Annotated in this window: 18 protein-coding genes; 6 read left to right on the top strand and 12 right to left on the bottom strand. The window is 71.5% G+C overall.

The features are described from left to right. Positions 1-186 precede the first annotated feature (186 nt). On the bottom strand, positions 187-591 hold the full coding sequence (locus ACFWEP_RS11500) for a roadblock/LC7 domain-containing protein (protein ID WP_387368862.1): 405 nt from the start codon (positions 589-591) through the stop codon (positions 187-189). Between the two features lie 138 nt (positions 592-729). Between ACFWEP_RS11500 and ACFWEP_RS11495 the strand changes: the two genes are divergently transcribed. After that, entirely contained in the window at positions 730-1,158 is a 429-nt protein-coding gene (locus ACFWEP_RS11495) for a PPOX class F420-dependent oxidoreductase (RefSeq protein WP_387368860.1), read from the top strand. Positions 1,159-1,241: 83 nt separating this feature from the next. On the opposite strand, the gene ACFWEP_RS11490 is transcribed toward ACFWEP_RS11495, so the two are convergent. Further along, positions 1,242-1,940, bottom strand: a complete 699-nt coding sequence (locus ACFWEP_RS11490) for an ATP/GTP-binding protein (RefSeq protein WP_387368858.1) — start codon at positions 1,938-1,940, stop codon at positions 1,242-1,244. A gap of 283 nt (positions 1,941-2,223) precedes the next feature. Continuing rightward, on the bottom strand, positions 2,224-4,347 hold the full coding sequence (locus tag ACFWEP_RS11485; protein WP_387368856.1) for an MMPL family transporter: 2,124 nt from the start codon (positions 4,345-4,347) through the stop codon (positions 2,224-2,226). Positions 4,348-4,618: 271 nt separating this feature from the next. On the opposite strand from ACFWEP_RS11485, the gene ACFWEP_RS11480 reads away from it, so the two are divergent. Further along, positions 4,619-5,122 carry a MarR family winged helix-turn-helix transcriptional regulator gene (locus ACFWEP_RS11480; protein WP_387368854.1) on the top strand — a complete coding sequence of 168 codons (504 nt, stop codon included), beginning with the start codon at positions 4,619-4,621 and terminating at the stop codon, positions 5,120-5,122. Positions 5,123-5,230: 108 nt separating this feature from the next. On the opposite strand, the gene ACFWEP_RS11475 is transcribed toward ACFWEP_RS11480, so the two are convergent. From ACFWEP_RS11475 to ACFWEP_RS11460, 4 genes are all read right to left on the bottom strand, one after another. Continuing rightward, on the bottom strand, positions 5,231-5,632 hold the full coding sequence (locus tag ACFWEP_RS11475) for a DUF742 domain-containing protein (protein ID WP_387368868.1): 402 nt from the start codon (positions 5,630-5,632) through the stop codon (positions 5,231-5,233). A 98-nt stretch (positions 5,633-5,730) separates the two neighbouring features. Beyond that, the gene (locus ACFWEP_RS11470; RefSeq protein WP_387368852.1) at positions 5,731-6,165 is read right to left on the bottom strand and encodes a roadblock/LC7 domain-containing protein; all 435 of its coding nucleotides are present in this window, start codon (positions 6,163-6,165) and stop codon (positions 5,731-5,733) included. Beyond that, positions 6,162-8,828 carry a nitrate- and nitrite sensing domain-containing protein gene (locus tag ACFWEP_RS11465; protein ID WP_387368850.1) on the bottom strand — a complete coding sequence of 889 codons (2,667 nt, stop codon included), beginning with the start codon at positions 8,826-8,828 and terminating at the stop codon, positions 6,162-6,164. Before ACFWEP_RS11465 ends, ACFWEP_RS11470 begins: the two co-directional genes overlap by 4 nt. A gap of 64 nt (positions 8,829-8,892) precedes the next feature. Beyond that, positions 8,893-9,726, bottom strand: coding sequence for an MHYT domain-containing protein (locus ACFWEP_RS11460; protein ID WP_387368848.1), 834 nt, complete (start codon positions 9,724-9,726; stop codon positions 8,893-8,895). Positions 9,727-10,004: 278 nt separating this feature from the next. Here ACFWEP_RS11460 and ACFWEP_RS11455 point away from each other — a divergent pair, with 278 nt between their 5' ends. After that, complete coding sequence (locus ACFWEP_RS11455) at positions 10,005-10,604, top strand: class I SAM-dependent methyltransferase (protein WP_387368846.1); 600 nt, start codon at positions 10,005-10,007, stop codon at positions 10,602-10,604. Between the two features lie 346 nt (positions 10,605-10,950). Here ACFWEP_RS11455 and ACFWEP_RS11450 read toward each other — a convergent pair whose 3' ends face one another. Continuing rightward, the gene (locus ACFWEP_RS11450; RefSeq protein ID WP_387368844.1) at positions 10,951-11,856 is read right to left on the bottom strand and encodes an oxygenase MpaB family protein; all 906 of its coding nucleotides are present in this window, start codon (positions 11,854-11,856) and stop codon (positions 10,951-10,953) included. A 203-nt stretch (positions 11,857-12,059) separates the two neighbouring features. Here ACFWEP_RS11450 and ACFWEP_RS11445 point away from each other — a divergent pair, with 203 nt between their 5' ends. Then, positions 12,060-12,887, top strand: coding sequence for a hypothetical protein (locus tag ACFWEP_RS11445; RefSeq protein ID WP_387368842.1), 828 nt, complete (start codon positions 12,060-12,062; stop codon positions 12,885-12,887). A 31-nt stretch (positions 12,888-12,918) separates the two neighbouring features. Here the strand turns inward: ACFWEP_RS11445 and ACFWEP_RS11440 are convergent, their stop codons facing one another. The 3 genes from ACFWEP_RS11440 to ACFWEP_RS11430 form a co-directional block, all read right to left on the bottom strand. Next, a complete protein-coding gene (locus ACFWEP_RS11440; protein ID WP_387368840.1) occupies positions 12,919-13,461 on the bottom strand; it encodes an MOSC domain-containing protein in 543 nt (180 codons plus the stop codon). Next, positions 13,458-13,640: a hypothetical protein gene (locus tag ACFWEP_RS11435; RefSeq protein ID WP_387368838.1), complete on the bottom strand. Its 183-nt coding sequence runs from the start codon at positions 13,638-13,640 to the stop codon at positions 13,458-13,460. Before ACFWEP_RS11435 ends, ACFWEP_RS11440 begins: the two co-directional genes overlap by 4 nt. 99 nt (positions 13,641-13,739) lie before the next feature. Further along, the gene (locus tag ACFWEP_RS11430; protein ID WP_387368836.1) at positions 13,740-14,879 is read right to left on the bottom strand and encodes a fatty acid desaturase family protein; all 1,140 of its coding nucleotides are present in this window, start codon (positions 14,877-14,879) and stop codon (positions 13,740-13,742) included. 847 nt (positions 14,880-15,726) lie between these two features. Here ACFWEP_RS11430 and ACFWEP_RS11425 point away from each other — a divergent pair. Beyond that, positions 15,727-17,754, top strand: coding sequence for a HelD family protein (locus ACFWEP_RS11425; RefSeq protein ID WP_387368834.1), 2,028 nt, complete (start codon positions 15,727-15,729; stop codon positions 17,752-17,754). Positions 17,755-18,124: 370 nt separating this feature from the next. Here ACFWEP_RS11425 and ACFWEP_RS11420 read toward each other — a convergent pair whose 3' ends face one another. Next, positions 18,125-19,006, bottom strand: a complete 882-nt coding sequence (locus ACFWEP_RS11420; protein ID WP_387368832.1) for a LysR family transcriptional regulator — start codon at positions 19,004-19,006, stop codon at positions 18,125-18,127. 60 nt (positions 19,007-19,066) lie between these two features. Between ACFWEP_RS11420 and ACFWEP_RS11415 the strand changes: the two genes are divergently transcribed. Beyond that, complete coding sequence (locus ACFWEP_RS11415) at positions 19,067-19,432, top strand: DoxX family protein (RefSeq protein ID WP_387368830.1); 366 nt, start codon at positions 19,067-19,069, stop codon at positions 19,430-19,432. The last annotated feature ends 381 nt before the right edge of the window (positions 19,433-19,813 follow it).

Raw genomic sequence — 19,813 nt, 5'->3', positions numbered from 1 at the left:
CTCGTGGGGTGTTCACCCTCCAACGGGGGCGGGAGCGAAATTGGCTCGAAGCGCTCGGTCGCGAGGGACCGCCGGGCTGCTCGCGGCACACGTGGAGCACGTGTCCGACCGCAGGTGAACCGTTGCCGGTTCCCCGCGCCGGGCCGGGCCGACGTCCCGGTGCACGGGCGGCGCGCCGACGGCTGTTCAGAAGGGGTAGGTGTCTTCCTGCCGGACGGCCACGCCGAGGTGTTCACCGACCCGGTTGACCAGCAGGGTCATTTCGTAGGCCACGTGACCGACGTCGGCTTCCGCAGCGGTGAGGACGCAGAGGCAGCTTCCGTCCCCGGCAGCGGTGACGAACAGCAGCGCCTCGTCGAACTCCACCATCGTCTGCCGTGCTCTGCCCGCCTTGAAGTGTCTCCCCGAGCCGCGTGCCAGGCTGTGCAGCCCGGAGGAGACCGCCGCCAGGTGCTCCGCGTCCTCCCGGACGAGTCCCGTGCTGGCTCCTGTCACCAGTCCGTCGTTCGAGAGCACCAAGGCGTGCTGTATGTGCTCCACCCTGCTGGTGAGATCGTCGAGAAGCCAGTCGAGTCCCCGGTCCAACGCCATGCGTACCCTCCCCGTTGCACTGCCCCGTACCCCTCGTCGCGCGTAAGCCTTGCGCACACCTCCCCTGCGGGCAAGCGGCGCATGGGTTACGGGGCGTCGCTTCGCGCCACTCGCGGGCCGGCAGCGCAGGATGGGCCCATGGCACACCACATGACTGAGGAAGAGTGGCGGGCGTTCCTCTCGGCGGGGACCCGCACCGGCAAGCTGTCCACCGTGCGGGCCGACGGGAGTCCCCACGTCGCGCCCGTCTGGTTCCTGCTGGACGGAAAGGACCTGGTCTTCAACACCGGCAAGGAGACGGTGAAGGGACGCAACCTCGCGCGGGACGGCCGGGTGGCGTTGTGCGTGGACGACGACCGGCCGCCGTTCTCGTTCGCCGTCGTCCAGGGGCGGGCCGGGCTCAGCGAGGACCCCGAGGATCTGCTGACCTGGGCGACCCGGATCGCCGCCCGGTACATGGGAGCGGACGCCGCGGCGGAGTACGGCCGCCGCAACGCGGTCCCGGGCGAAATGCTCGTACGGGTCCGGATCGAGAAGGTGGTCTCGATGGCCGACATCGCCGACTGAGGACCCTCGCGGCACCGGTCGGCACTGCTCCCGGGCCTGCGAGCGGACTGCGATCGTGCCTGGGGACGGACCCGCGAACGGGCCTACTGACCCACGGAGTCGAGCAGCCGGGCGGTGTGCATCCGCCCGGCGTACTCGACCATCCTGATCAGTACCTCCTTGCCGGAGGCGCGGTCCCGCGCGTCGCACAGGACGACCGGCGTCCCGGGGTCCAGGTCGAGGGCGAGCGACACGTCCTGTTCGCCGTAGGAGCGGGCTCCGGAGAAGCAGTTGACGGCGACGACGAACGGGATACGCCGGTGCTCGAAGTAGTCGACGGCGGGAAAGCAGTCCTCCAGCCGCCGGGTGTCGGCGAGCACGACGGCGCCGAGCGCTCCCTGCGACAGTTCGTCCCACAGGAACCAGAAGCGGTCCTGTCCCGGCGTCCCGAACAGGTAGAGGGAGAGCCCGGAGCGGATGGTGATCCTGCCGAAGTCCATCGCGACCGTGGTCGTGGTCTTGCGCTCCACGCCTCCGGTGTCGTCGACGGTCTGCCCGGCCTCGCTGAGCAACTCCTCGGTGCGCAGCGGGCGGATCTCGCTGACGGCACCGACCAGGGTGGTCTTTCCGACACCGAACCCTCCGGCGACCAGGATCTTCAGGGCGAGAGCCGTGTTCTCGGTGTTCTCGGTGTTCTCGCCACCGGCCTCCCCCGACGCCGCGTCTCCGTCCGCGTTCACCCCGTCCGCGCCCACCCCGTCACCGTCTTCACGGACTGCACCGCCTGCGTGCTCGGAGGACATCGATCACTTCTCCCACCCATGAGCTGCCGGGGGCGCCCACGCGGATCGGGCGCACCCCTTCGGACTCGGTCGAGTATGTCCCGGCACATGTGCCGGTCAGGTCGAGAGCAGCATGACAAGCCGGTCGGCCGGCCGAGGCGGGCAAACGCAATTTGATCGTTGCGGCCGGAAGGTGGTCACAGGATGCGCGTATGGCGACATCAATCGAGCAGGTGGGCCCGGGCATGATGATCCCTTCCGGCCAGATTGGTTCGTACCAATGCGAACGGCCCGGTCCTGGGACTCAGGAGCGCGTATCCTCGCGCTCCACCTCCCTCTCACGCCGCCCCGTCGTCATGCGCCTGTCGGGCCACCACGACACCGGGCCGATGTCCAGCACCAGCGCGGGCACCAGCAGCGACCGCACCACCAGGGTGTCGAGCAGAACGCCGAACGCGACGATGAAGGCGATCTGCACCAGGAAGGCCAGCGGGATGACGAGGAGCGCCGCAAAGGTCGCGGCCAGCACCACGCCCGCCGAGGTGATGACTCCACCCGTGGTGATCAGGCCACGCAGCACCCCCTCGCGGGTGCCGTGCAACAGGGACTCCTCCCGCACCCGGGACATCAGGAAGATGTTGTAGTCCACGCCGAGGGCGACGAGGAAGACGAATCCGTACAGCGGAACCGAGGCGTCCGTGCCGCTGAAGCCGAACACGTGCTGGAAGACCAGTGCGGAGACGCCCAGGGTGGCGAGGTAGTTGAGCCCGACGGTGGCGACCAGGAGCACGGGCAACAGGACCGAGCGGAGCAGCGCCATCAGGATGACCAGGATGATCGCGAGCACCACCGGGACGATGAGCGCGCGGTCCTCGGCGGCCGTGGTCTGGGTGTCGAGCCGCTGCGCGGAGTACCCGCCGACGGCGGCTTGTGCGCCGGGAACGGCGTGGACCGCCTCGCGCAGCCCCTTCACCGTCGCGTTGGCGGCGTCGCTGTCGGCCTCGGCCTTCAGCGTGGCGTCGATCCGTACCCGTCCGTCGACGACCATCGGGGCACCGTCGCCGGGGCGCCCGGACTCGGTGACGGGGGTGACGGACGCGATCCCCTCGGTCTTCCCGGCGGCGGCGACGACCTCGTCGGTACGGTCGGCCCGGGCGATGATCACGGCGGGGTTCCCGGACCCGCCGGGGAAGTGCTCGCTGAGCGTGGCCTGGGCGGAGACGGACGGCGCGTCGTTGACGAAGGTCTCGTCCAGCGGCACACCCTGCGACTTCAGGGTGGGCGCGAAGACGGCGCACACCACCAGGAGGAGCAGGGTACCGGCCCAGACCTTGCGGGGGGCGCGGTCCACGAAGGAGGCGACGCGCCGCCAGATACCGTGTCCGCCGGTGGCCGCGTCCGCGGGACGGGGCTTGGCCGGCCAGTAGGCGGCGCGGCCGGTGAGTACCAGGACCGCCGGCAGGAACGTCAGGGTGGAGAGCACGGCGCAGACGATCCCGATGGCGCCGACCGGTCCCAGCGCCCGGTTGTTCGTCAGATCGCTGAGCAGCAGCGCGAGCAGCCCGAGAGCGACGGTCGCCGCGCTCGCCGTGATGGCCCCCGCCGACCGCCGTAGGGCGGCGAGCGCGGCTGCCGCCCGGTCCACGCCCCGGGTGAGTTCCTCCCTGAACCGGGCGGTGAGCAGCAGCGCGTAGTCGGTGGCCGCGCCGATGACGAGGATCGAGAGGATGCCCTGCACCTGGCCGTCGACGCGTACGACGCCGTGGTCGGCGAGCACGTACACGATCGCGCAGGCGAGCCCGAGGGCGAAGACGGCGCTGAGGATGATCAGGAAGGGCAGCAGGAGGCTGCGGTAGACCAGCAGCAGGATGACGAGGACGGCCACGAGGGCCACGCCGAGGAGCAGGCCGTCGATGCCCCCGAAGGCGTCCTTGAGGTCTGCCTGGGCCGCCGCGGGCCCGGCGATGCCCACCGTGGTGCCGGACACGGACCGGGCCGCGTCGCGCACCCGGTCGAGCGTGCCGGGCAGGGCGTCACCGAGGCCTGATTCGAGCTGGACGATGCCTTCGAGCGCCCGGCCGTCCTCGGAGGGGAGCGCGGGGGTGGGGGTTCCCTCGACACCGGGCGTGCCCCGGAGCGAGGAGAGCGCGCGGGTGGCGGCGTCGGCCGCGCCGTCCGGGAGCGCGCCGTCGGCGCCGGTCCAGACGACGATGGCGGGCATGGTGCCGGACTTCTGGAACGCCTTCTGCTCCTCGGCGACCTCGGTCGACTCGGCGCTGCGCGGCAGGAAAGCGGCCTGGTCGTTGGTGGAGACCTCGCCGAGCTTCCCGGCGAAGGGGCCGAACACTCCCCCGATGCCGAGCCAGACGAGTACGAGTACTGCGGGCACCAGCCATCGGAGGGTGCGGTGCCGTGATGCGGACGTCATTGCTTCCCCTGGAGTCGACGTGTTCGTAACGACCGGACATGGTTGCGAGGTTTTCGCTTCGAGGCGGCAGGGCTCGCGTCGAGGCGCTGTTGCGGAGGTACGAGGCGGTGCGGAGAGAGACGGAGGTACGAGGAGAGTGTGGTGCGACACGGCGGCGCCGAGAGGCGGGACACGTTCCCCGGATCGCGCCGCGTATGACGGCCCGACACGCGCCGGACACATCTCTCAACGATCAACTATCTCAATCATCGAGAGATATTACCCTGGACACATGCGCAGCACAGAGGGCGGCCCTGACCACGGCACGGACGACGACTCGGCCGGGCTCCAGACTTTCGCGGTGCTGCTGCGGCGGATGAACAGCGAGTTCAACCGCATCGCACACGAATTCGCCCATGAGCAGGACCTCCATCCCACGGATGTGCAGGCGCTCATCGCGATCCTCGACGCGGACCAGCAAGAGCCCGGCACCGCCATGACACCGGGGCGGCTGCGGGAGCAGCTGAACCTGACCTCGGGCGCGGTGACGGCCTGCCTCGACCGGCTGGAACGGACCGGTCACATCCGGCGCGTCCGGGACAGCGGCGACCGCAGAGTGGTGCATCTCCACTACGCGGCGGCAGCGATGGCGGTGGCCCGCGACTTCTTCCGGCCACTGGCCGAGAGTACCCGGGCGGCGCGGGACCAGTTCGACACGGCGGAGCTGCGCACGGTGGCCCGTTTCCTCGAAGCGATGAACGACGAACTCGCCCAGGTGCGCCGGACACGGAAGTGAACAGCTTCCGCTGAACGGCCACCGGAGAGTCGTGAACTCCCCGGTGGCGCGGCCCGAAGGGGACGGGCTTCCGTGATCCGGACCCCCTCACCCCTGCCCGGGCCTCCGTCAGAGGGCCCGCAGTCCGTCGATGACCTCGCGCAGGATGCGCGCGTCGGGCAACTGCGCCGGCGGGACGGGCCGGCTGACCGTCACGTGGCCGCCCTCCAGCAGGTCGCCCAGGAGCACCCGCACCACGCCCACCGCCAGATCGGCGTCGGCGGCGAGCTCCGCGACCGACTGGGTCTCGTCCTGGCACAGGGCGAGCAGCGCCCGGTGCTCCGGACCGAGCATCGTCTCGGCGTCGCGGTCGGACGCGTCGTCGACGGCGACCAGAGCGATGAGGTCGAACCGCACCCCGCTCGGGCCGGGTTCCGTACGCCCCCCGGTGACGGCGTACGGACGTACCAGCGGCCCCGCGTCCGCGTCGTACCACTGACTTCCGCGCAGGGCGTCCGCGCCGGTGCCCATCTCCCGGTCCCGGTAGGGGTCGTGCAACCCGTACAGGCCCCGGCCGCCGTAGGCCGCTTCGGTGTCGTCGGACATGCGCACCGTCTTCCTCCCGCCCCTCAGCCCGCTGCGGGGGGCTGAGCGAGCCGTGCCGGTGACCTCAGGTGCTCGCCGACCCGCTTGACGAGGCGTGCCATCTCGTACGCGACCAGGCCGATGTCCGCGACTGCGTCGCTCAGCACCGCCAGGCAGGATCCTTCCCCTGCCGCCACGACGAACAGGAAGCCGTCGTCCATCTCCACCATCGTCTGGCGCACCCCGCCCGCCCCGAAGTGACGGCCGGCGCCCTTGGCCAGGCTGTGGAAGCCGGAGGCGACGGCGGCCAGGTGTTCGGCGTCCTCGCGGCTGAGCACGCTGGACGCGCCGACCGCCAGTCCGTCGCCGGAGAGGACGACGGCGTGGCGTACCTCCGCGACCCTCTTCACCAGATCGTCCAGCAGCCAGTCCAGTTCGCCCGAGCGGTGGTTCAATTCCGTCCTCACGTTCGCGATCATCCGGGGTCTCCTACGTCGATGGGGTGGGCCGCCGGGCCGGGCGCGGGGGGCACCGCCGGTGGCGGTACCGCCACCGGGCCCGGGGCGGCACCGCCACCGCGCCGCCATCCGTCCCGGTAGGCGGTCATACGGTCCCGGACCTGTTCGGGCGTGCGCTCGACGGACCCGCCGACGTCCTGGGTCCGCTGTTCCCGCGAGGGCCGGGCCTGCCCCTCGCGGAGCTGGGGCACCAGGTGCGCCTGCCGGACGCGGCGGGGGAGCTCCTCGTCGCCGTCGGCCGACGGCGGCCGCTCAGGGGACTCGGCCGCGGCCTGCTTGAGGGGAGGTCGGGGGTGGCCGCGTTCGGGGGCCCGGCCGGCGGCCGGCGTACGGGGCCGGCGCCGGAGCGCGGTGACCGGAGCGGGCGTCCCGCGGGTGTCTCCCCCCGGATCAGGGACCGGATCGGGGACCGCGGCGGGTGGCGGGAAGGCCCCGGGTTCGCGGTCGGTGACAGCCTCCGGCGGCACGGGCTTCTCGCCCCCGGCGGTCGGCGCGGGGATGGCGGTCCGCGGAGGCGGGCCGCCCGGCTCCGCGCTCTCCGGCGGGTCGTCGTGGAGCAGCCTGGTCGGCAGCAGGACCACCGCTGTGGTGCCGCCGTACGGGGAGGTGCGGAGCCCCACCTTGATCCGGTGGCGGGAGGAGAGCCGGCTCACCACGAAGAGCCCGAGCCGGTCGCTGTCGAACAGGTCGAGCGCCTCGGACTGTTCGATGCGCTTGTTGGCCTGCGCGAGGAGCTCCCCGCCCATGCCGAGGCCCCGGTCCTCGATCTCGATCGCGTAGCCGTTGCCCACGGGTTCGCCGGTGATCCGCACCTTGGTGTGTGGCGGCGAGAACTGCGCGGCGTTCTCGGTGAGTTCGGCGAGCAGGTGGGTGAGGTCGGCGACCGCGGCGCCCGTCACGGAGACGTCGGCGAGGCGGCGCACCTCCACCCGGGCGTAGTCCTCGATCTCCGAGACCGCCGCCCGGACCACCTGGGTGAGCGGTACGGGCCTGCGCCAGGCCCGTCCGGGGGCGGCGCCGGACAGGATGATCAGGCTTTCGGCGTGCCGGCGCATGCGGGTGGTCAGGTGGTCGAGGCGGAAGAGGTCGGCCAGTTCGCCGGGATCGTCGGCCCGCCTTTCCATGCCGTCCAGGAGGTTCAGCTGGCGGTGGACCAGGACCTGGCTGCGGCGGGCGAGGTTGACGAACACCCCGGCGATGCCGCTGGCGAGTTCGGCACGCTCCACCGCGGCGCTGAGCGCCGCACGGTGCACGATGTCGAGTGCCTCGCCGACCTGGCCGATCTCGTCCTGCGAGGGTCTGCGCGGCGGCGATTCGGCCTTCACGTCGATCTTCTCGCCCGCCCGCAGGCGTTCCATCGCACGCGGCAGCTCGCGGCGGGCGAGGGCGAGGGCGCTGTCGCGCAGGCTCACCAGCTCCACGACGAGGCCGCTCCCGATGCGTACGGAGATGACGAGCGCGGCGGCCACGGCGGCGAACCCGAACAGGACCGCTGCCCCGTCGGGACTCGTCAGTCCTCTCGTCAGCGGATCCGAAGGGCCCGTCGGCCGGTCCGCCGCGGCGGCCTCGACAGCGCGCATCCGCGTGAGCACGGGGCCGCCCGCCAGAGCCCAGGCATCGGCAGGGACCGCGCGGGCGGCCGGGGCACCGGGCCGTGCGGCGAGTACCGCGTCCTCGGCGCTCTCGACGGCGCGGTACGTGCTGTCCGCGGCGAGGTCCTGCCAGGCATCGTGTCCGGCTGCGGGGAGATCGGCGGAGGCCGTCTCCGTGAAGGACCGCCGCGCCTCGACGGCTCCGGTGAACCGGAGCAGCGCCCGCCCGTCGAGCATTCCGGTCCGGGAGGCCACGGTGAGGAGGACGTCCTCGCGGGCCAGCATCTCGTCCGCCCTGGCGAGTTCGAGCAGGACCCGTGCCCCGGAACCCGTTTCGGCGTCCTGGATTCCGGTGAGGGCTCCGAGCACTCCGAACGCGGCGCTGATGGCGTCGGTGTACGCGAGGTAGGCGCTGTCCCGGCCGGTGTCGCTGTCCGCGCCGGGGCCCGGGGCGGCGAGGAGACGGCCGCGCAGGGAGCGGAGGCCGTCGGCGCGGGAGAGGAAGACGTCCATGCGGGTGGCGAGGCCGGCGGGCAGGCCGCCGGTGTCCGCGACCGTGTGGTCCTCGCCCATCCTCAGCCGGTCGAGCGCTCCGTCGGTGCGGGCGGCGCGGGTCTCCAGGGTCGCGGCGGCACCCTCGCCCGGTGCGGCGGACTGGACGAGGGCGGCCTTCCGTTCGGCCTGGAGCGCGTCGACGGCCTGCCGGACCGGGGTACGCACCGTGGCGTCCACCCGCTCCGCCTGGCGCAGCCGTGACACCTCCTGAGCGGTCGTCACGGTCGCGAGCCCCCACAGGGCCAGCAGGGACACGACCGGCACCATCAGCAGGGCGAGCACTTTGGCCCGTACGGTGCGCGGCCGCAGGGACCAGGTGCTCCGGCGGCCGGACGAATCCTGCGTGCGCCGCGGACGGGCGCCGAGCACGACACGCTCGTCGGCCGGGGGACCCGCGTGCGCGCGCCGGCCCCGCACCGGGGGTATGGGCCGGTCGTCCTGGGCGCCGGGCGCCTGGGTCGTACGGAGTGGGCGCATGGCCTCCTCGTTCCGGTCGGTTCCGGTCGGGAAAGGGGTGGTCGGGGGCTGGTGCGGCGACAAGTCAGAGGGTGGCGGCCGTGGACGGGTCGCCGACGGCGGACGGGTCGCCCGGCGTGGTGAGCCGGTCGGTGTGCCTGGCGCGCTCGGCGGAGGCGAACGCGTAGGCGTCGGCGTCCCGCGCCGTGGGGGAGAGCGCGACGAACGCCGAGGTGAGGAAGAGGTAGGAGCCGAGCCCGACGGTGAGGGGGAAGATGAACTGCATGGCCGTGGCCCCGGTCAGGGGTGCGGCGGACGGGGCGACCTCGACGCCGACCGCGACCATCCCGGTGTAGTGCATGGAGCTGACGGCGGCGCCCATCACGAGGGAGGCGAGTATCACGGCTCCGGGTGTGTGGATGTTGAGGGCCGCCCAGAGCGCCACGGTGGCGGCGACGACGGCGATCACCACGGAGACCGCGACCATCACGGGGTTGTAGTGGACCTCGCCGTGCAGGTGGATGGCGGCCATGCCGAGGTAGTGCATGCTCGCGACGCCGACGCCGGTGGTGAGCCCGCCGGCCAGCAGAGCCCGTTCCCGGTTGCGTCCGTGTCCCACGGCGAAGACACCGATCCCGACGACCACCATGGCGACGATCAGGCTGAATAGGGTCAGGCCGACGTCGTAGCGGATGTCGGTGCCGGTGACCCCGAAGCCGAGCATGGCGACGAAGTGCATCGTCCAGATACCGGTGCCGAGGGCGGATGCCGCGGTGAGAAGCCAGTTGCGCCGCGAACGGCCGGTGGTGTGCAGAGCGCGCACGGTGCACCGCAGGCCGAGCGCCGCGCCGATCGATGCCATCGCGTACGACAGCACGGGTGTCAGCCAGCCGAAGGTGGCGTGGTCCAGGTGTCCCATAGATCGGGGACGCTAGCCCGCCGAGCGGTACCCGCCGGGGGCACACTTCGAAATTCGCGGAATATGGCGGATCGCCGTTCCGATGCGATCGGAGAGTGGCCGATTCTGTCGCTCAAAGCCAGCCGACGAGCGCCGCCGCGGTCATCATGAACGCGCCGAAAATGATCGCGCCGCTCGGATGTCCCCACTACGCGCGGCTTTTCTCAGTCTTCCCGGCTCACCGCGAACTCACTCCTCCCACAGCCCCGTTCCGGCCATCCAACCGCGATCATGTACACATGAGCGATGAGCAGACACACGTACGTGACTTCTTCACCGAGCGAGCGGCCGGCTGGGACAGCCGCTTCCCCGACGACGGCCCCGCCTATGTTTCGGCGGTAGGCCTCCTCGGGCTCCGCCTCGGGGACGCGGTTCTCGACGCGGGCTGCGGTACGGGGAGGGCCCTGCCGGTCCTGCGCGAGGCGGTCGGCCCAACCGGTACGGTCCTGGGCGCGGACCTGACACCCGCGATGCTCCGGGAGGCGGTGCGGGCCGGACGCGACCGGAACGCCGCGCTGCTGCTCGCCGACGTCGCGCGCGTCCCGCTGCGCGACGCGGTGCTGGACGCCGTGTTCGGGGCGGGACTGGTGTCCCATCTCGCCCACCCGGAGGCCGGTCTGCGAGAGCTGGCCCGTGTGGTGCGGCCGGTCGGCCGGCTCGCCCTCTTCCACCCGATCGGCAGGGCCGCCCTCGCCGCACGGCACGGTCGCGCTCTCACCGGGGACGACCTGCGCGCCGAGCCCAACCTCCGCTTGCTGCTGGCCCGTTCGGGGTGGCACATGGACTCGTACACCGACGAGGAGAACCGGTTCCTCGCCCTCGCCCACCGCACGCCGTGAGCGCTCCGGCTCCACCGCGCGGACGGCCCCGGCGTTCCTCACACCGACTGCTCCGTGCACTCGGCTGAAGACGCGACGCCGGCCGCGAACGCGTCGGGGCGGTCCGCCATGACGTTGTGTCCCGCGCCGGGGACGGTCTCCACCCGCACGCCCGTGTGCGCCAGTTCCGCGTGCCCCGCCGGCTCGCCGCTCAGCGCCCTGGAGGGAGACGCGCTCCGCGGGGCAGGCCATCAGCATCTGCCGCACGGCCGGCTCGGTCCCGCGCACCAGCCCGGCCGCGGAGCGGTACAGCCCCACGGGGTCGGCGAGCGACCAGCCAGGCCGAGCTTCGCCGGCTGGACTGGAATCACTCGGCGGCGGCACCGTCTGACGCGCGGTGGTGCGGCACCGGGCAGCCGCGGACTCCCGGCACGGGAAAGGTGCCGAGCGCGGCCACGTCGTAGCCGTCCGGGTAACCCTTGATCTCCGGGTTCTGGCGGGCGTAGTGCGGCCGGGAACGTGGCGGAAGCAGCCGGACCGCCCGCGCCCTGAGCCGTAGCGCACCCCTGGTCAGGCCACGCGCGAAGGCGCCCGGACGCCGGTAGCGGAAAGCGTCCAGCAGCGCGTCGTCGAGAAGCGCGAGGCTCGCCCCGCGCACCAGCCGCGCCAGCGGCGCGGGGTACCAGGAGGCCATCAGGTCCAGCGTCGCGCCGGAAACCGTTCTCGCGCCCGCGTCCCACCCGAAGTGGGCCTTCTCGTACGCGTCGAGGGTCTCCTCGAACTCCTCGTAGGTGTGGGGCAGGTCCTTGATCCCCATGTGGGCGCCGAGCGTACGGTAGTAGACGGCGCTCGCCTGGCGCTCGTGGGCGGACAGCCGGCGCCAGCCGTAAGCGTCCAGCCAGCGCTTCGGGACCACGACGAAGGTGCAGAGCACGTACCGCATGTCGTCGTCGGCGATGTCGTAGCTGCGGTGCATGCCGTTGATCCGGCGGAGCGCCGTACGTCCTTCCTCGGAGTCGAACCCGTGCTCCACCACGGTGTCGAGCAGGAGCGCCGTGTCGTCGTAGCGCTTCTGGGAACGGTCCGTCAGTTCTGCCGTCGTCGCGAGCAGTCGTCCGATGCCAGGCACGGCATAGGTGCGGTACAGGGCCAGTTCGAGCGCCCGGGTGACGTCCCAGGGGAATTCGAGTGTGACGGAGAGGCGGTAGATGCGAAGGAAGTCCCTCTCGGGATCGAGGCTCTGGATTTCTTTCAGCCGGTCGTACCTCTGCACGTCCGCGTCCCTCCGTCGGTCCGGAACCCTCACTCTACGGCGGGGGAAGCGGCGCGGCCCCGGCTCCCGGGGTGGCCGCCGGATCCCGAAGTCGGCGATCGTCCGCCGCGCGAGGTCTCGACGGCGGGGTTACCGGGTGGTTAGGGTGCGCCGACGAAGCCGAAGAGGGCGACGGACGATCATCGGGACAGAAGGAGGACACCGTGGCCGGGACGGACGACACGCACCCCGCCGAAGACGATGCGCTGTACGTGCTGACCGCGCTCCTGCTGACCCCGGCGAGCTTTCCCACCGTGCTGGGCGACGACTATCCGGCCGCGTGCCGGGCGCTCGCCCTCGAACCGTACGAGGAGGGGTACGGACTCGTGCTCGGCCAGGACGGCACGGGGGCCCGCTGGACGGTGGTGACCGAGGACGTCACCCTGGTCGCCGGCGCCATCGCGGCCTGGGACTGCGGCATCGCACAGGAACTCTCACCCGACGACCGCACGGTCGTCGGCGCACTGCCGGGCTGGCCCCTCGCCCTCGCCGTGGCCGCGCCGGACGTACCCGCCCCCTACGACCCGGAGCCCACCGAGGACGGATCGGGCGGAAAACTGCTTCTGACGCCGCCTTCCGACAGCGACTGGGGCCCGGTGCAACGACGGATGGGCGCGGACGAGATCGCCTCGCGATGGGGGTCGTGGCGCGAGCAGGTGGACGCGATCACCCCCGCGCCCGGAGTGTCCGCGTCCCGGGAGCCCGAGAGCCCGGGGGCGAAGGGACATCCCGGCGTGCGCAAGGTGTTGGAGGAGGCGCGCGACTATCTCGACTCGCCGCCGCCACCGGGTCGCATCAGGTCGGCTTTCGCCACCTCGGACGCCCGGACACTGCGGGTCGACGGGCCCGGCTGGTCACTGGTCGCCCGGACCGACGACATGGCCTTCGTCCTGCTGGACGAGACGCCGGGCGAGGTGATGCAGGTAGTGCGGGGTCCGCAGCTCCGCGGGCTCCTCTCCGCACTCGACGCGCTCGCCACCCGGCCTTCTTGAGGGCGCGCGGCCCCGCGACAGGACTCGGAGGTCAGACGCGGTCGAGCATCTTGTGGGGCCCGACGGGCGGTTCGGCGCGGACGGTGTCTCCGGCCCGCACGGGTCCGCCGTCCACCACCACTCCCATGATCCCGGCCCTGCGGACCACGCGTCCCGCCTCGTCGCGCCCGACGACCCGCTTGAGCAGGCCGCTTCGGAAAGCGTCGATCTGAAGGCACGGGTTGCGCAGACCGGTGACCTCCACGACTGCCTGGTCTCCCAGGTGCAGCAGAGTCCCCTCCGGCAGGGCGAGCAGGTCCAGGCCGCGTGTGGTGACGTTCTCCCCGAGGTCGCCGGGGGCCAGGTCGAAGCCGTCGGCACGCAGTTCGTCGAAGAGTTCCTGCTGGATCAGGTGAACCTGGCGAAGGTTGGGCTGCGTCGGGTCCTGGGCGACCCTGCTGCGGTGCTTGACGGTCACGCCGGCGTGGACGTCGCCCTCGACACCGTGTCCGGTCCGCAGGGTGATGCTCTGCCGGACCGGCTTGGTGAAGGTGTACTCACCGCTGCGACTGACCGCTACGACCGTGCCGTTCAACGTCCCAGCTCCTTGCCTCTGATGCGCCGGATTCTGCGCCGCTGCGACGGATCGAGCAGCAGGTAACCCGCGGTGGGCACCCCGATCAGGACCAGCAGCGCCCACCAGAACCCGATGAACGGGATCAGGACCGCTGCCACGACCACTCCCCCGATGACGATCTTCGCGCCGTTCGACATGATGGTGCCTCCTCCGCTCCACGGAGCCGCTTCACTCATGACAACGCCCACAGGGCGCGATGGGTTCCCTCGCCGACGGCTCAGTCCCTGTCCCCCGGGTCACCGCAGCGGTTCGCCCACCTCGTGCATGTGCGCCAGGCCCTGGCGGTAGGACTCGACGAGCCCCGTCTCCGTGTAGGGCATCCCGATCCGGCGGCAGTGCTCCTTGACGAGCGGCTGGGCGAGGCGCAGGTGCGGGCGCGGCATGCTCGGGAAGAGGTGGTGCTCTATCTGGTAGTTGAGCCCTCCGAGGAACCAGTCGGTGAGGACGGCACCCCGCACGTTGCGGGAGGTGAGGACCTGGCGCTGCAGATGGCCCCAGCGGTCACCGTCCGGGTCGGGCATCTCCATGCCCTTGTGGTTCGGGGCGAACGCCATCCCCAGGTGCAGTCCGAAGAGTGCGTGGAGCACCAGCGCGAAGACGACCGCCTTCCCGGCCGGCATGGCGGTGAGGAAAACGGTTGCCCAGAGGGCGAGATGGGCGACCATCAGCAACCCCGAGAGCACGCCCTCGCGGCCGGGCTGCCGACGCAGGAACTGGAACCCGGAGACCTTCAGCGCGATGCCCTCCAGCAGCAGCATGGGGAAGAAGAGACGTGCCTGATGACGGGTGAGCCAGCGGGCGAAACCTTCCCGCTGGGCCGCCTGCTTCTGGGTCCAGACCAGGGCTCCCACCCCGACGTCGGGGTCCTTGTCGACGTGGTTGGGGTTGGCGTGGTGCCGCACGTGCTTGTCGTTCCACCACGCCTCGTTCATGCCGAGGAGAAGGTTGCCGTGCACGAGACCGATGATCCGGCTCGCCCTGCGGTTCCCGGTGATCTGTGCGTGTCCCGCGTCGTGTCCGACGAAGGCGGTACGGGTCCACAGGACGGCCAGCGGACCCGCGAGGAGCAGCGTCCACCAGGTGTCGCCGAGGAGTTCGATACCGGTGACGACCGCAGCCAGCGCGAGCGCGTTCACGGCGATCCCCGCGGCGTACCATCCGGTGCGGTGGACCAGCAGCCCCTGCCCCTTGACGGCCCTCAGGAGCGGCGCGAAGTCGCTGCCGCCGTCAGTCCCGGTGGTGAGGTACCTCCGGGCGGCGGGTACGGACTCCGGAACCGGCCCTGTCCCGGGTGCGGCGGAGAACGCGGGGACGGAGACCGCGGCCCCCGCTCCGGACGGGTCGGTGGCGGTGGCGGTGGTGGTCGCCTGGGGCATGGCATCTCCAGCTCTCTGGACGGGTGCGCCTACCCGAAGAAACTTAAGGAAGGGATGCATCCGGCAGCCATGACGCCACCATCCCGATGAGCAGGGGGTATTCCCCCTGCTTCCGTGGTGGGGCTGGCCCCCGTAAGGGTCCGCCGGGGGAAAGGTAACGGTGACAGTCGATATGCGGCCCGGGGTCGGGTTGCTGCCAGGCCGGCGTTGACGTCCCGGCATGAGCTCGTTGGGTCTTGGAGTCCGTCCCGCCGACGGCATGGGCCGGGCAGGACCATCGCTCTCGTCGTCCCTGCCGAGTCAGCTTGCCGAGTCGCCGAGGTCCGGCATCCCGGCCGCACACGGCGGTGGGATCATCACCCGACTCGCCGCGTCGCACCACCGGATCACGGCGGTCGCCGGTGCACGCACAAAAGTCCAGGCCGGCTCCGTCCCGGCCCGTGAACCTCTCCCGTGAACTCTCTGCCTTTCTCCAGCGCACGGGAAAGCATCACCGGTATTCAAGGGAGACGACGGATTGCATGGCACGGAGCGCGGTCAGCCGCAAGGGCCGTCCCGCAATTCGTGGCGGATCTCTGCGCGACGCCGGATGCGGTGCATCGCAGGGCGGAGGAGTGTCCGCACACTTCCGAAACGCGATGTTCCGACAACGCGGCGAGGTGCGGCATCCGACGTCGCGAACCCGCCAGGAATTGCGGGACGACCCTCAGGGACATAGGCGCAACAAGTAAGTCAAGACTTATCTTTGAGGAAATTTGGCCGTATGGTTCGGCTCGAATCGAAGGAGTCCTTGTTGCCGAACATAAATGATTCTGCCGCGCGTGCGGTCGAATCGGAGCAAGGTTACGTGTCCTCGTTGTACGAGCTGCTCACCGAGCGGCTTTCCGAGGCGCGAGCGAACCGGGCGAGTGTGCTGAAGGCCCCTGCGGACGGTGCCGGCGAGGCGTACGAGAGAGAGATCGCCGCCGACCGTCTGACCAAGGAGATCGGCCGGCTGTCAGGCGCCGAGAAGGGGCTGGTCTTCGGGCGCATCGACTGGACGGACGGCACGGCCCTGCGCATCGGGCGCATCGGACTGCACACGGAGGAGGACGATCTGCCGCTGCTCGTGGACTGGCGCGCGAACGCGGCGCGGCCCTTCTACGAGGCGACACCGGTCCACTCGATGGATCTGCGGCGGCGCCGGCACCTGCGCATCGAGGAGCGCACGGTCGTCTCGGTGAGCGACGAACTGCTCGACGGGTCCGCCCCGACGGACGAAGACGTCGTGGGGGACGGCCCGTTGACCGAGGCTCTGTCGGCACGGCGTACCGGCAGGATGCACGCGGCCGTCGCGACGCTGCAGGCCGAGCAGGACGAGATCGTCCGCTCCGCCCACCGCGGGGTGACCGTGGTGCAGGGCGGGCCCGGCACCGGCAAGACGGTGGTCGCCCTGCACCGGGCGGCCTACGTCCTCTACGCGTTCCCGCGCGCCGCGGACGAAGGCGTCCTCGTGGTGGGCCCCAACGCCCGTTTCCTCGAATACATCTCACAGGTCCTTCCCTCGCTCGGGGAGAACGACGTCGATCTGGCGACCTGTCAGGAACTCGCCGGAGTGTCCCCGGACGCGGTGGAGCCGTTCGGCACGGCGCGCCTCAAGGGCGGCCCGGATTTCGCGGACGCCTTGGCCGGCCTGCTGCGAGCCCACCAGGCCCCCGCCGGTGACTTCACCGTCCGGGTCGGGCAGGACCTGGTCCACCTCTCCGAGCAGGAGGTCGCCACCGCGCGCGCCGCCGCCCTGGCGGCCGCATCCGGCCACAACCCCGCACGCCAGGCGTTCAAGGAACTCCTGGTCGACGCAGTCACCCACGCGATGCAACGGGACATGGGCGACCTCCTGGAACAGATCGACGCCGATGCCGAGCAGATGACGGGCCTGAACTTCGACCGGTTCACGGGGGTCGCCCAGCGCCGTGCCGAGGGGGCCGCCGCCCCGGGTCCGGTTCATGAGCTGGACCTGGACGCCATCGGCGCCGATCTCCTCGACGACGTCGGTGTCGACCGGGCGGTCGAGGCGCTGTGGCCGAGGCTGGTACCCGGCAGCCTCGTGAACGCGCTGCTGGCGGATGCCGACGCCCTGGCCGCGTGCCTGCCGGCCCTGTCTCCGCAGGAGCGGTCCCTTCTCCTGCGCGCCCCGGACGCGCCGTGGACCGATGCGGACGTACCGTTGCTGGACGAGGCGGCGAGCCTGGTCGACGGCCCGCCCGAGCGGACGTACGGGCACGTCGTCGTCGACGAGGCGCAGGAACTGACCGCCATGCAGTGGCGGATGATCGTCCGCCGCTGCCCGGCGAGAGCGATGACGCTGGTGGGTGACTTCGCCCAGTCGGGCCCGGCCACGACGGCACGCGACTGGAAGGAAGCCCTGGGGCCGCATGTCGGGACGCGGTTCAAACTGCACGACTTGACGGTCAGTTACCGCACCACGCAGGAGATCCTGGAGAGCGTCCGGGACCTGCTCGCGCGGATCGCTCCGGACCAGCGGCCCACACGGTCACTGCGCAGCGGTGACAGCCCGCGCACCGTGGCCACAGATGGGGACGGGTTGGTCGCGGCCGTCGTGGAGGAACTGCGCGCCCAGAGCACCGCGCATCCGGACGAACTCCTGGGAGTGATCTGCGCGGACACTGCCGTGAGCCGGTTGGCGGCTCACGGCATCAGCGACCACGCACGCGTCGTGCCCGCGTCCGAGGCACGCGGCCTCGAGTTCGACGGGGTCGTCGTCCTGAACCCCGAGGAGATCATCACGGCACGCCCCGGCGGGGAGAGGGACCTGTACGTGGCCCTGACCCGGGCCACCAAGCGCCTGTGCACCATCACCACCCGGCCCGCATGAGGGCGCACACGCACCCGCCTCTGGCGTAACCCGGATGCGGGAACGCTCCCCGTGCCGGCGCGGAAAAGACGCCCACCGATGACGGCGGACCGGCGATGCTCCGGAGCCCCGCGAACGACGGATCTCGGCAGATCCCTCCTCCCGCCCGAGGCGCCGGTTCACCCACGCACAGAACGGAAGGTTGCGTGACGTCCATCGAACATTGAGTGCGGTCGGGGCGGCGCGGTCGGCGGCCCCGGCCTGCGCGCACACGGCCGAGGGGGTCGCCACGGGTCCCCTGGTGCTGGGCGAGCCCCCGTCGTCGCGGCTGCTGCCGCCGGGAGCGCACCGATCCGGCCGGGCGGCATGCCGCCGTCCCCCGGCCCCGTCGTCAGCTGCGGCCCAACCGCCGCACGATGGCCTCCAGCAGCTCATCCAGCGCCGCCTCGCGCGTCCGGCCCTTCGGCCGGGCCAGCCCCACCCGGCTCGGTGAGACCCCACGGACTGGACGGAACACCACGTCCGGGTGGGAGTAGAAACGGGCTGTCGACGCCGGGGCCAGTGCTACGCAGCCGGCAGCCACCGCTCCGAGCCACTCGTCGGGCCGGCTGGTGACGGCACCGACCCGGACGGGGTTCCCTTCCCGCTCCTGGGCCGCCAGCCAGTGCTCCCTCCAGGCCCCGGTCTCGGCTCCGGCCGCGACGAAGGGCTCGTCCCACAGTTCCCGGAACTCCACCGTCCCCCTGTTCGCCAGCGGATGCCGAGCCGGCATGAGCACCCCACGCTCTTCGACGAACAACTCCCGTACGTTCAGCCCCTCCTGACCCGGAAACGGCAAACGCACCACTGCCGCATCCACTTCGCCGCGGGCCAGACCGGCACTCGCGTCCGACCAGTCGAACTGACGCAGTTCCACCCGCCACTCCGGCTGCGCCCGGCGGAACTCGGCGATGACCTCGTGGACGGTGCCCACGGCGCCCGCGTCCAGGAAGCCCAGACGCAGCACTCGCGCCGCCCGGCAGCTTGCCTCTACCGCCTCGTCCCAGCCCTTCAGCAGTGCGGGCACCCGCGCGGCGAGCTCTCGACCGGCCTCGGTCAGCACCATCCCGGACCGCGAGCGCGCGAAGAGCGGTACTCCGAGATCGCCCTCCAAGCGCCGGATCTGCTTCGTCAGCGCAGGCTGCGAGACGAACAGTCTCTTCGCCGCCCCGGTCAGACTGCCCTCGTCCGCCACTGCGGTGAAGTACCGAAGCAGGCGCGTGTCCACGTCCATGCCACCAGGTTATAGAAGCAGGTATTGGACGGCGCCGAAGCGCCTGCGGACCCTGAAGGCATGACCGGTACCCAGCTCGTATTCCTCGTCGTCACCTTGTCCACCGCCGCTGTCAACATCGGTATCGCCGCAGCCGACCTCGCCGGGGCCCGCTTCGTGCTGGCCAACTCGGCGCAGGTCGGTGTGCCCCGATCCTGGCTGCCCCGGCTGGCCGCCCTCAAGCTGGCCGGAGCGGCGGGCCTCCTTCTCGGCCTCTTCGACGCGACACTGCGTCCCCTCGGTGTCGCAGCGGCCTGCGGTCTCGTCCTGCTCTACCTGGGCGCGCTCGCCTTCCACCTGCGTGCCCGCGTGCTCTACAACCTCGCGTTTCCCGGCTTCTGCTTCGCCACCGCCGTCGCCTCGTTGGCTTTGGCCGTGTCCTCCTGACAGCAGCGGCACCGCTCCACGACCGACCGGACGGGACACTCCTCCTCGACCGCGCTCGACGGATACGCCCAAGCCCTCACCACACGGCCCTGGTCGACGACAACGCGGCGAGGTGCCGCGGCTGTCGGCGCGCCCCGCCAGGAATAGCGGGACGGCGGACGATCGGCTTGCGTCGCTGCCGGTGAGTCCGGTGTGGTGACCCCATGGACAGTGCTGCGAAGCGGATGCCGCGGGCGGATTCGGCAGGGACTCGCACGACCACGGCGCGAGCCGTGCGATGGCGCCGGTCGGCGGTGCTCGCGGCCCTGATGCTGGCCGCGTTCACGTTCAACACCGCGGAGAACCTGCCGATCGGCCTTCTTGAGCTGGTCTCCGAGAGCC

It is taken from the genome of Streptomyces sp. NPDC060198 (assembly GCF_042728415.1).
Taxonomy (GTDB): domain Bacteria; phylum Actinomycetota; class Actinomycetes; order Streptomycetales; family Streptomycetaceae; genus Streptomyces.
Note: the sequence above shows the minus strand (reverse complement) of the source record. Positions and strands in the feature narration are given on the sequence as shown.

Bases quoted from the DNA above. Each gene is read 5' to 3' on its own strand.
- ACFWEP_RS11455 (WP_387368846.1), top strand. From the start codon at position 10,005: ATGAGCGATGAGCAGACACACGTACGTGACTTCTTCACCGAGCGAGCG.
- ACFWEP_RS11465 (WP_387368850.1), bottom strand. From the start codon at position 8,828: ATGCGCCCACTCCGTACGACCCAGGCGCCCGGCGCCCAGGACGACCGG.
- ACFWEP_RS11470 (WP_387368852.1), bottom strand. From the start codon at position 6,165: ATGATCGCGAACGTGAGGACGGAATTGAACCACCGCTCGGGCGAACTG.
- ACFWEP_RS11480 (WP_387368854.1), top strand. From the start codon at position 4,619: ATGCGCAGCACAGAGGGCGGCCCTGACCACGGCACGGACGACGACTCG.
- ACFWEP_RS11500 (WP_387368862.1), bottom strand. From the start codon at position 591: ATGGCGTTGGACCGGGGACTCGACTGGCTTCTCGACGATCTCACCAGC.
- ACFWEP_RS11415 (WP_387368830.1), top strand. From the start codon at position 19,067: ATGACCGGTACCCAGCTCGTATTCCTCGTCGTCACCTTGTCCACCGCC.
- ACFWEP_RS11475 (WP_387368868.1), bottom strand. From the start codon at position 5,632: ATGGGCACCGGCGCGGACGCCCTGCGCGGAAGTCAGTGGTACGACGCG.
- ACFWEP_RS11490 (WP_387368858.1), bottom strand. From the start codon at position 1,940: ATGTCCTCCGAGCACGCAGGCGGTGCAGTCCGTGAAGACGGTGACGGG.
- ACFWEP_RS11430 (WP_387368836.1), bottom strand. From the start codon at position 14,879: ATGCCCCAGGCGACCACCACCGCCACCGCCACCGACCCGTCCGGAGCG.
- ACFWEP_RS11460 (WP_387368848.1), bottom strand. From the start codon at position 9,726: ATGGGACACCTGGACCACGCCACCTTCGGCTGGCTGACACCCGTGCTG.
- ACFWEP_RS11435 (WP_387368838.1), bottom strand. From the start codon at position 13,640: ATGTCGAACGGCGCGAAGATCGTCATCGGGGGAGTGGTCGTGGCAGCG.
- ACFWEP_RS11495 (WP_387368860.1), top strand. From the start codon at position 730: ATGGCACACCACATGACTGAGGAAGAGTGGCGGGCGTTCCTCTCGGCG.
- ACFWEP_RS11420 (WP_387368832.1), bottom strand. From the start codon at position 19,006: ATGGACGTGGACACGCGCCTGCTTCGGTACTTCACCGCAGTGGCGGAC.
- ACFWEP_RS11485 (WP_387368856.1), bottom strand. From the start codon at position 4,347: ATGACGTCCGCATCACGGCACCGCACCCTCCGATGGCTGGTGCCCGCA.